General features: G+C 62.5%; 2 protein-coding genes. Both read right to left on the reverse strand.

From position 1 onward, the window contains the following. Nucleotides 1–21: 21 nt before the first annotated feature. Nucleotides 22–981 (reverse strand): hypothetical protein, encoded by a 960-nt coding sequence (locus tag AAHS21_RS31905; protein ID WP_342931252.1) that lies wholly within the window; start codon nt 979–981, stop codon nt 22–24. A gap of 165 nt (nt 982–1,146) precedes the next feature. Beyond that, nucleotides 1,147–1,812, reverse strand: coding sequence for a hypothetical protein (locus AAHS21_RS31910; protein WP_342931253.1), 666 nt, complete (start codon nt 1,810–1,812; stop codon nt 1,147–1,149). Nucleotides 1,813–2,001 lie beyond the last annotated feature (189 nt).

Raw genomic sequence — 2,001 nt, forward strand, 5'->3', positions numbered from 1 at the left:
ATCACCCCACCGACACCGCCCTCAGACGGCGATCAGCAAGCCGGAACGGAGGTCGCCTGAAACACGCCGATCCACAGGTATTGACAATTCCTCGAATATGTCTTTGGCGGCGTCGATCAGGTTATTCACACCATTGAGTGCGTTGGTGATCTGGGCAGTCACCGCAGTGACGAACGTGCCGCCCAGAGCGATCCCGTTGGTTGCCAGGTCGGCTGCCGCGGTGATGCTCTGGTTGAGGACACGGCCGGCGATCGACAGCGGACTGTTGAGCAAGGCGATGTACTTCGCAGCGTTGAGCGGGTCGTTGACAACGCCAGCGACTGCAGTCAGAGCGGTGGAAAGGGAGCCGGTCAAGGTGGACGTGAGCAGATCGGAGAGCTGCTCGGAAGTCAGCACGATAGTGCCGTCGGCGTCCTTTATCGCGGCCGCCAGCCGCGTCAGCCCGCCGCCAGATACGGTGTGCAGCGCCTTGAGGACGTCGTCGAGCACCGGGTTAGCAGTGGCGGTCGTCAGACCCTGCCACAGGGAATCGTTGAGGGAGACAGCAGTGGCTAGTGCGCTCTGCAGGGTCTGGCCGGGGGCCCCAGCCAGTGCGGTCACAGTCGCCGATGCGCCGTCGAGGCTGGTTTTGAGGTTCGACACCAGTGCGTCGATGTCGCGTTGAGAGACCACCGAGGTCAGTTGGACTGTCGGGATGGACACGGTGGGGAGGGAAAGGTGGTGTGGGAGAGCGTGGCTCGCTTGTAGCGGTGTCAGCGCGATGACGCTTGCCGCCGTCAACACGACCGCGGATTTCAATGGGGAGGCAGCGGCGTGTGTAGTGCCACCGCCGCGGTGATAGACGCTGGGTCCGGCGGCGACGAGCTGGGGGTTGATGATCTGGTGCACAGATACGGCGTTACTGTTGCGGTGGGAATGCCTAGGCTTGGCGCCGCGTCGACGGGATCCGGAGCGCTTGGCTTGGGCGGTTGTCGTGGCCATCGGTATGGTCCTCTCAAGAGACGTGACTGCAGTGGGTTGAGATACGGATTCGTGTTGTGTTGGTGTGCAGTGGAGCCCGGCGCGACTTCCGCCGTCCAGATTGGTGTGACATCGGTGATTCAAGGTGAACCTGGCGCAGTGAGCAGTGGCGCCCTTTGCCGACGGTCATGCGCGCTGCCGATGATGCGATCGGGTCGTTTCGGCCGCGTAGTTCTCCAGAGCCGTCAGGTTTCCAGCGGCATCGCTTCTGTTGTGACCGGTTGTTCGGCGTTGCAATGCCTGCTGATGCAGATTATGAATGCTGACGATGTGGCGGTGACCACGGACGTACCAGTCACACGGGCAGAAGCGGTCACCGCCGTGTCGCTGGCAACCCGCGTTGTAGCGGCTCACGGCGGCTAGCAGCGACGGGTGGGCAGGTGTGGCCAGCGCCAGGCTTCCGGTGATGGCTGGGTGCCCGTTCCACGTCGCGACGACGTCCTCCCCCATGTCATCCAGGAGGTCCGCGAAAGCGGCTAGTTCACCAGGGGCCAAGGGGTTTCGCGGTGGCTGGTGCGGTTGACCGCAGTCGACGTGTGTCACGTCGACTACGACGATCGCGTGGCCGTTCCAACCGGATGGGATGAACCGCAGCGTGCGGTTGTCGACGGAGCCGATCTGTTGTCCGTGGTGTTGTTGCAGGGCCATATCAGGCTGAGTTGTGTCGAACAGCCACCTCAATCCGATCAAAAGCATTGGCAGATGGGACATCACATCGACGCGCAGGCTGGTTCCGGACTCGGCGACCTCAGCGTGGGTTCCATCAGTGAGGTGCGTGGTCTCAGCTGTCATGGGGATTCGCTTCCTGGGCATGAGGTCGTCGCCGTGATTCGGAAGTGGGCGGCGACGGACGTGAGAACCGAGCACGGAGAGTGCACGAAGCACTCCGTGTCGTCGATTCCTGAAAAGTAGACCGCTGAGGGTCCCGCAATGTTGACCCACTTGGTGGTCTTTTGGAGGGATGCTCTCGGTGGAGGATTG

The organism is Mycobacterium sp. 050272 (assembly GCF_039023525.1).
Classification (GTDB): domain Bacteria; phylum Actinomycetota; class Actinomycetes; order Mycobacteriales; family Mycobacteriaceae; genus Mycobacterium.